General features: G+C 66.9%; 3 protein-coding genes and 2 pseudogenes. 3 read left to right on the top strand and 2 right to left on the bottom strand.

The window, feature by feature from the left end; genetic code table 11:
- Positions 1-505: 505 nt before the first annotated feature.
- The gene (locus H5395_RS16930) at positions 506-1,057 is read right to left on the bottom strand and encodes an IS5 family transposase (RefSeq protein WP_370576494.1); all 552 of its coding nucleotides are present in this window, start codon (positions 1,055-1,057) and stop codon (positions 506-508) included.
- Between the two features lie 665 nt (positions 1,058-1,722).
- Here H5395_RS16930 and H5395_RS19615 point away from each other — a divergent pair.
- A pseudogene (locus tag H5395_RS19615) lies at positions 1,723-3,522 on the top strand (PhoX family phosphatase).
- Between the two features lie 141 nt (positions 3,523-3,663).
- On the opposite strand, the pseudogene groEL reads toward H5395_RS19615, so the two are convergent.
- Positions 3,664-3,918, bottom strand: a pseudogene (groEL, locus tag H5395_RS16940) (chaperonin GroEL); the annotation flags it as partial.
- 255 nt (positions 3,919-4,173) lie between these two features.
- On the opposite strand from groEL, the gene H5395_RS16945 reads away from it, so the two are divergent.
- The gene (locus H5395_RS16945; protein WP_182793710.1) at positions 4,174-8,616 is read left to right on the top strand and encodes a LamG-like jellyroll fold domain-containing protein; all 4,443 of its coding nucleotides are present in this window, start codon (positions 4,174-4,176) and stop codon (positions 8,614-8,616) included.
- Positions 8,617-8,664: 48 nt separating this feature from the next.
- On the top strand, positions 8,665-9,152 hold a 488-nt coding region (locus tag H5395_RS16950), incomplete at its 3' end, for an AAA family ATPase (RefSeq protein ID WP_182793711.1).

The raw sequence follows: 9,152 nt of genomic DNA on the forward strand, positions 1-9,152 counted from the left end.
ACATCGCCTTCGCGCTCTTCCGCTTCGCGGTGATCTTCACGGGCATCGCCGACCGCGCCGCCCAGGGCACCGCCGCCGACCCCGAGGCCGCCCGCTACGCCCCGCTGGCGGGCCGCTTCGCCCAAAGGGCCTGGGAGGTGCTGGGAGAAACGCCGCCGACGGGGTGACATGTTCGACTACATCGAACGCTCTTCTACAATCCGCAGCGCCGCCACACCAAGCTGGACTATCTTAGCGCGGCTGCTCACCAAAGCTTGCCGATCGCAGCCGCAGTACGCGCGAGTCGCTGCTGTCGTCAACAGGCAGACCCGAGCACGACTAGGCGGGCATGGTCCGTAAAGGGACCCGCCGCCGTTACCGGGCAGGGTCAGGAAAGCGGCCCCGAAAATCAGCGGCACCAGGGAAGTGCTGTCGAAATCTGGACCGGTTCCGTGATGCGGCCGTGTTCCGGCGCTGGGTGAACCCCTCGGGCTGGACCACATCGCGCCATCCGAACTAAGAGCATCTAACAAAACCTTCTGATCTGGTTGAGGCAGATGAGGGCGCAGCCGAGCAGGACGAAGTCCTCGTGGATGTCGGCGCGCTGCTCGTAGCGGATGATCAGGCGGCGGAACCGGTTGAGCCAAGCCAACGTTCGCTCGACGACCCGGTGGTGCCTGCCCAGCCTTTCGCTGTGGTCCATGCCTCGCCGGGCGATGCGGGGCATGATCCTGCGCTTTCGGCATCCGCTCCGGCAGCGATGCTGATCATAGGTCTTGTCGGCGTGAAGCTTGCCGAGGCGCTTGCGCGGACGACCGTGCCCATGGCGCACGCCCGGCAAGGCGTCCAGGGTGAGTGCCATCATCCGGCTGTCGCGCCGGTTAACCGGGCTCAGGCGCACCCCGAGCGGGGTGCCTTTGCGGTCGACCACAGACAAGCGCTTCGTGCCCGATTCGGCCCGCGATCCGTCGGGTTCGGGCCGGTCTCGGCACCCCCTTTTCGCCGGCACGGCGGCGCTGTCAAGGGACGCGCGGCTCCAGTCCAGATACCCGGCGTCCGCCAACTGCTCAAGCAGCACGCGATGGAGCCTTGGTCCAGATGCCCGCTGTCTGCCAGTCACGCAGCCTGCGCCAGCAGGTCATGCCGGAGCAGCCGAACTCGCGAGAGCCACATCTCCCAGGGGATGCCGGATCGCAGAACGAAGATGATGCCGGCCAAGGCCAGGCGATCATCGCATCGCGGGCGGCCGCCCTTTGGGCTTCGGCCGCTCCCTTGGCAGAAGCGGCGAAAGCGCCGCCCATGGATCATCGGAGACAAGGGGCTTGCTCATGGCCCGTCAACGCATGAGCAGCGGTTGTGTTAGGTGCTCTCAGGAGGCCGTTCCACTTCATCAACAGCAGGACGAGCAAGGCGCTACGAGTCACATGCCAATCCGGTGTGGCCGCAACTTCATGACCTGTCATCCCAGAGCCACATTCGCCCGCTAGGCCGATACCAGCTGCGGCCTCGTCATGGCCGGTTGCGATTCTCAGCAAGTCGAGCCAGGAACGTGCTCATGACCGAGCAAGATACTTCCCGCCATGTTTTCCCACCAGCGCGCTGGAAGAGGCCGACGGCCCCGGCCGGAACCCGACGAACAACCGCACGATGGGCGAGATCATCGCTGCCCGGTTCTCGCGTCGCGGCTTCCTGATGGGCTCGATGGCCGCGACAGCGATCTGGGCCACGGTCAGCCCGATGGCGATGTTCGCCGCCGGCGAGGCGCAGACGCAGGATGCCGCGGCGGGCTCGGTCTTCGACTTCCCCGAGATTGTGGCCGGGGTGGACCGCGACCACCATGCCGCCGAGGGCTATGACGCCGACATCCTGCTGTGCTGGGGTGACGAGGTCTTCGCCGACGCGCCCGACTTCGACCCGCTGAACCAGACGGAGGCCGCGCAGGAACGGCAGTTTGGCTATAACAACGACTTCATGGGCTTCATCCCGCTGGAGGGCGCCGACGACCACGGGCTGCTGGTGGTCAACCACGAATACACCGACCCGCACCTGATGTTCCCCGGCATCGGGACCGTCACCGACGGCAAGATCGCGATTTCCGAGGCCGACGAGAACCGCGTCAACATCAAGATGGCCGCGCATGGCGGCACCGTTATCGAGATCCGCAGGGTGGACGGCAAATGGCAGCCGGTGCTGGACGGCAGGCTGAACCGTTGCATCACCGCCAAGACGCCGATGCGGATCAGCGGCCCCGCCGCCGGGCACCCGCGCCTGCAGACCAACGCCGACCCGACCGGGCGCGAGGTGCTGGGCACCATCAACAACTGCGCAGGCGGCGTGACGCCCTGAGGCACCTACATCATGACCGAGGAAAACATCCACGGCTATTTCGAGCGTTCTGCCCGAGGGCCATCGCGAGGCCGCGAACTACGACCGCCTCGGCCTTCCCGCCGATGCCTATGACTGGGGCCGGTTCCACGAGCACTTCGACGTGTCGAAGGAACCCAACGAACCCAATGCTTCGGCTGGATCGTCGAGGTGGACGTGAACGACCCTGATTCGGTGCCGAGAAAGCGGACGGCCCTTGGCCGCTTCAAGCACGAGGGCGCGGAAAGCGCGGTGGCGCCGGATGGCGGGGTGGTCTTCTACCTCGGCGACGACGAGCGGTTCGACTATGTCTACAAGTTCGTGACGGCCGGCAAGTTCAACCCCGACGACCGCGCCGCCAACATGGACCTGCTGGACGGGGGCACCCTGTATGTCGCCCGCTTCGACGAGGACGGCACCGTGGCTTGGCTGCCGCTGACCCACGGCGAAGGCCCGCTGACCGCCGAAAGCGGCTTCGAGAGCCAGGCCGACGTGATGATCGAGACGCGCCGCGCCGCCGACCTGCTGGGCGCGACCCCGATGGACCGCCCCGAGGACATCGAGCCGAACCCGGATACCGGCCGCGCCTATGTCATGCTGACCAACAACACCCGGCGCGAAGAGGCGAATGCAGCCAACCCGCGCGTCAACATCGCCTTCGGACATATCATCGAGATCATCCAGGACAATGCCGACCTCGCCGCCACCAGCGGCAAGTGGGAAGTGCTGCTTCAGTGCGGCGATCCCTCGGTGGCGGAAGTCGGCGCGACCTTCTCGACCGCGACGACCGGGAACGGCTGGTTCGGCATGCCCGAAAACTGCGCCATCGACAGCGACGGGCGGCTCTGGGTCTCGACCGACGGCAACAACCCGACGGCCACCGGGCGCACCGACGGGTTGTGAGCAGTGGACATCGAGGGACCGGCGCGCGGCACGTCACGCCTGTTCTACCGCGTGCCGGTCGGTGCCAAGATGTGCGGCCCCTGCCCGACCCCCGACCTTTCCACCTTCTTCCTTGCGGTCCAGCACCCGGGCGACGGAGGCAAGGACTGGGAAGGCCACGGCCGCCCCTCCTACTACGAGGACCTGTCCACCCGCTGGCCCGACTTCGACGATGCCATGCCGGTCCGCCCGGCCGTGGTCGCGATCACCCGGCAGGGCGGCGGCAGGATCGGCTGAACCTGCAAGGGCCACGATGACGAAAGGGGCGGCCCGCCGGCCGCCCTTGCCGTTCTGACCGGGGTCACGACGACTTGCACGTCGAGGATGACACCGGCAAACGTTCGGATCTGCCGAGCTGGCCAGACGGGAACGCGGCTACCGGCTGACGGCGCCGCCGCCTGCCAGCCTGGCTACACGCTCCTGCAGCTTTTCCTTGTCGCAGTCCAAGGTGGTTTCCTCGATCTGCTGGCTAACGCGGGGCTTGATCTCGGCCTTCTCACCGGCGCCATCGACGATGGTGGTGTTGTCCTTGCTGATCGAAGTCCGCATGGCACGCCCGAGCATGTCGATGCCGACATTCTCCAGCTTCATGCCCAGGTCCGCGCTGATCACCTGGCCGCCAGTCAGGACGGCGCCTGCCGCGCAGCAGCCTCGTTGGGTGGCCCATTCAAATCTGATGCATCGTTGGCCTGACGGCTATGGCCGCGAGAGTTCGCGAACGCCTTGCGCAGGATCCCGCCACCGACACGCTACCTCTGCGGTAGCGACATCAAGGCGTCACACTCGTCGGTCATCGCTGCTGCTGCCTTGCCTTTGGAACCCCCCGGAACAGGCGCGACGACGCGAGAGAAGCCGGAACCCCAACCCTGGAGCGCGACAATGACGCAGATGATGCAGAACGCAGACATGCTCGGCACTGCGCCAGCCGTGACCGCAACCAGCCTGGCTTTCAAGGCCGAGGGGCCGGAAGGCGGCTACCAGATCCTGCCGCAGCTCGACGACAACCTGTCGTCCTATACGCTGGTCTATGACATCAGGGTTCCGGACGACCAGCCCGGCGATTTCGGCGGGCTGTTCCAGACCAACGGGATCAATGCCTCGGACGCCGACCTGTTCCTGACCCGAACGGGTCCCGGGGTCTTCGGGATCGGGATCTCGGGCCAGTACGAGGGCGAGGTGCGCGCCGGCGAATGGGCGCGCGTCGCCTTTGCCGTGACCGGGCTTGGCGACGGCAGCAGCCGGATCGACAAATATGTAGATGGCGCCCTGGTGGGCACGCAGACCGGGCAGACCGGGCGGTTCACCATCTCGGCGGAAAAGGGGTTCATGATCCTTGCCGACGAAAGCAATGAGACCTTCGACGGCGAGCTGGCGAGCTTCTCGCTGCTGGACCGGACCCTCGATGCGTCGGAGGTTGCGGCGCTGGGTGGCCACGTTCCGGGCGGTGCCTTTGAAAGCGCCCCCGCCGGTGACCGGCTGTTCGAGTTCGACTTCGCCGGCGGCTCGCAGATCGAGCGCGGCACCGGGCAGGCGAGCGCGGGCGAGGCCGAGATCGTTGCCCGCAGCTTCAAGGCCGTGGGCGTCACCGACGCGCTGAACCACCTGCTGCTGACAAGCGGCGAGACCATCGCGATCGACGTCGCCGGCCATTTCTTCGGCGAGAACCTGACCTTCAGCTTTGCCAACAGCGACAACACCGCCGTGGATGCAAGGCTCGTGGACGGCAAGCTGGTGGTGGACACCAAGACGCTGGGCTTCACCGACCTGCGGATGACGGCCACTGACGACCTCGGCAACAGCTTCACCGACCTGTTCCGGGTCCGGGTCGCGGGCGAGAACGCCTATACGGTCGCGGTGCTGCCCGACACCCAGAACTATACCGAGGAGCACACGCATATCTTCGGCGACATGACCCGATTCCTGGCCGACAACAAGGACACGATGAACGTCCAGTTCGTCGCCCATGTGGGCGACATCACCGGCTCGAACCTTCCCGATCAGTGGCAGATCGCATCCGACGCCTATGAGGCGCTTGAGGCCGCCGGCATCAAGTATTCGCTTCTGCCCGGCAACCACGACCAGGCCGCCGGGGGAAGCGCAAACGACCACAGCTCGAACCTCGACGCGTTCTTCGGCATGGATCGCTATTTTGCCGACTCGGCGGCCGAGGCGCATGGCGTCTATGATGGCGAGCCGGACAGCGCCAGGAACAACTACAAGACCTTCACCGCGCCGGATGGCACCAGGTGGATCTCGCTCAACATGGAGTTCGGGCCGCGCGACGACGTGCTGCGATGGGCCGACGAGGTGCTGACCGAGTTCTCGGACCACCGGGCGATGGTCTCGACCCACCATTACACCAATTTCGGCGACATCGCCGGGCCGCAATCCGGGCCGCTATATACCGAAGGCACCGGCAAGGACTATGGCATGGGCGGTGATCCGCAGGGCGTCAACGACGGCCGGGACATCTGGGACAGCCTGATCTCGAAGCATGGCAACGTCAGCTTCGTGTTCTCGGGCCATGTCTTCGGCGACGGCGCCGAGACCATCGTCCGCTATGGCGCGCAGGGGAACAAGGTGTTCCAGATGTTCGTCAACTATCAGAACGGCGTGTCGCCCATCATCCAGACCGCGGGCGACCCGGACGAGGACGGCCGGGGCGGCAACGGCGCCATGCGCCTGCTGGTGATCGACCCCGACAACGACTCCGTGCACACGGAAACCTACTATACCGAACTCGACACCTTCATGACCGCGTCGCGCGGCGATCCGGTGCCATCGCGCAACGGAAGCGGCACCATCGCGGTGCCCGACCGCGAGATCCAGCCGGTGGACTTCGGCACCACGGACGGCCTTGGGGCCCCGCCGATCCCCGGCGACGATGGCAGCGCGCGGGCGATCCGCCTGCCGCAGCTCGACCCGGACAACGGCCTCAAGGTCGTCCCCGGCTTCGATCCTGCCGGGGGCGGCGCCACTTACCAGAATTATACGCTGGTCTGGGACATGTTCATTCCCAGCGGAATCGGGCTCAGCTCGATCCTGCAGACCGACCTTGAAAACCTGTCGGACGGCGACCTCTGGATACAGGGGGGGTCCGAGGGCCTGATCGGCGGCGACGGGCAGGACGATGGCCCCTTTGCGCTGGACGCCTGGAGCCGCGTCGCCGTCGTGTTCGAGCGGGTGCCGGGCGAGGACCCCGCATGGCGCGCCGACAAATACGTCAACGGCGTTCTGATGGGCTCGCAGGTGTTCGAAGGCGACCGCCGCATCATCAACAAGGACGGGTTCCTTCTGTTCGGCGACGACTCGCTGGAGGTGCCCGACGGCTGGCTGCTGTCGTCCTTCGCGACGGTCGAAACGGCGATGACCGGCGCCGAGGTCGCGGGTTTGGGCGGGGTGGATGCGGACGGCCCGTTCACGGCCCTGCCCGCGGGCGTGAACGGCGTGCAGTTCGACTTCTCGAACGGGGACTTCGTCCCGACCCTCGGCACCGGCAGCATGGGCCAGGAGATCGGCGGCAGCACCGGGGTCGCGCTGACGGGGCGCTTCCTCGAGCATCAGGAAAGCTTCGAGGGCATCGACCTTGGCGGGGTGGCGACGCAGTTCCGCGCCGATGCGGGCGAGGACGTGGTGGTCAACCTCGACGAGACGGACAGCGTGACGCTGGACGGCTCGGGCGTGGTGGACAAGCTCGGGCAGATCGTTTCGGCGGTCTGGACCGACTCGAACGGGGTCGTCGTCGCCGATGCGCTGACCGCCTCGATCGCTGCCCGACCCGGCCATGAGCGCTATAACCTGACGGTGACAGATGCCGAGGGCGTCACCTCGAGCGATTCGATGATGGCGGTCGGGATCGACCAAGACACGCTTCTGTTCGAGGACTTCAACGACGGCGATCTGGATGGCTGGACCGCGGCCGCGGGCGGCTGGCAGGCCACCGGGGCGGCGAACTCGGCCGGCGGTGTTGCGCAGGCCTACCTGCGCAACCTCAGCGACGAGCCGGGCCTGATCCTTTACAACGGGGCGGGCGCGGCAGGCTGGAGGAACTACACCGTCCGGGCCACCATCGAGAACGAGGGAACGGCAGCGATGGGCCTGGTCGCCAATGCCCGCGGCGACTCGATGTACCGGCTCGAGTTCGACACCGCGGCCCATGAGATCCGTCTCGCACGGATCATCGACGGCGAACGGGAAGTCCTCGCCACCGAGACGAGATCGGCGCCGTTCGACATGCACTTCGACGCCGAGCTTTCGGTCAGCCGGGGCCAGATGACCGCCGCGGTGGATGGCGATCTGCTGTTCGGCGGCACGGTGTTCGACGACCATCCGCTGCGGCGAGGAACCGTCGGCGTGTTCCACGAGGGGACGACGCCACGCGCGGTCATCGACGACATCGAAGTGCGCCGCGGAGGCTTCATCGCCGATGCGGGCGATGCGCGCCGGGTGATCGATTTCGACGGCGATGGAACCGTCGAGGTGGACCTGACCGCAGCGTCCGGCCGCGGCAAATCCAGGTGGTATGAAGACGGCGAACTTCTCGCCAAGGGTGCCCGCGCTACCGTCGATCTGGAGGTGGGGTCGCATCTGGTCGAACTGGTGCAGACGCGGGCCGGCGCGACCGACCGCGACACTGCGATGATCGAGATCGTTGCTGCCGACGACCTGCTGCTGGCCGAGGACTTCGGGTCCGGCAACGACGGCTGGCGCTTCGTGGACGAAGGCGAACTCGGCGATCCCGCTGCCTGGTCGATCGTGGACGGCGCGCTGACCCAGGCTGCAGACCGCTACAGCCGCCAGCTGATGGGGTCGGGGGACACCGCGCCCAACTCCTACTGGGGCCTGAACTGGAGCCCGCTGGGCGATGGCCATCACGTGCTGCGCAAAGGCACTTATGCCCTCTGGGACGATCCGGCGGCGGCGGACTGGTCGGACTATTCGGTCGAGTTCGACTTCTCGGCGCCCTCCGGCGGCGCTGTGGGTCTGGTGTTCGCCTATGCCGATGCGCAGAACCACATGAAGCTCGAGCTTGATCGCGAAGGCGGCACCTCGCAGCTGGTCAGCGTCGCCGAGGGGATCGAGGAGATCGCGTGGCAGGCGCCGGTGAACTATCATCCGGACGAAACCAATCGCCTGCGCCTCGACTTCGAGGACGGTACGATCTCGGCCTGGGTCAACGGTACCGCGCTGTTCGACCCGATCCGCACCGACACCCCGGACGCCGGCACCTTCGGCCTCTACAACTGGGGAGCGCCCGGCACGAGCTATGATGACCTTGTTGTCGTCTCTCTGGCCGATGACGCCAGAGCCGCTGACATCTGGGCGATCTGAGGGGCGTTGTTGCGGAACTCGAGATGAGGCCGAATCGAGAGGACCGCCATGATCCGGGTGCAGGCGGGGATCTCCTTCGCGCTCTCCGAGGCCAAGGGCCAGGGGCATTGCGGGCTGCCGCGGACAGATCTGGCAGGGCTCGCGGAAAAGCTGCTGGAGGTGCCGGTCGAGCTCATCGCGCGTGCGATGGCTCTGGAACTGGCCGAGGGCACGGTCACGGCGGACCGGGTGGGCGATACGGACTGCGTGTTCCTGACCGGGCTTCACCAGGCCGAGCGCGGCATCGCCGCGCATCTCAAGCGCCTCGCGAGCGGCGCGCTGCCGTGGCCGGAGATCGATGCCGCGCGCGCCCTGCCGTGGATCGAGCAGGCGACGGGCCTCACGCTCGCCGCCAGCCAGGCCGGGGCCGTTCGCCTGGCGCTGCGCTCCAAGGTGCTGGTGATCACCGGCGGACCCGGCGTCGGCAAGACCACCCTGGTCAATGCCATCCTGCGCATCCTTGCGGCCAAGGGCACCCGTCTGCTGCTCTGCGCCCC

It is taken from the genome of Paracoccus sp. MC1854, from assembly GCF_014164635.1.
GTDB lineage: Bacteria > Pseudomonadota > Alphaproteobacteria > Rhodobacterales > Rhodobacteraceae > Paracoccus.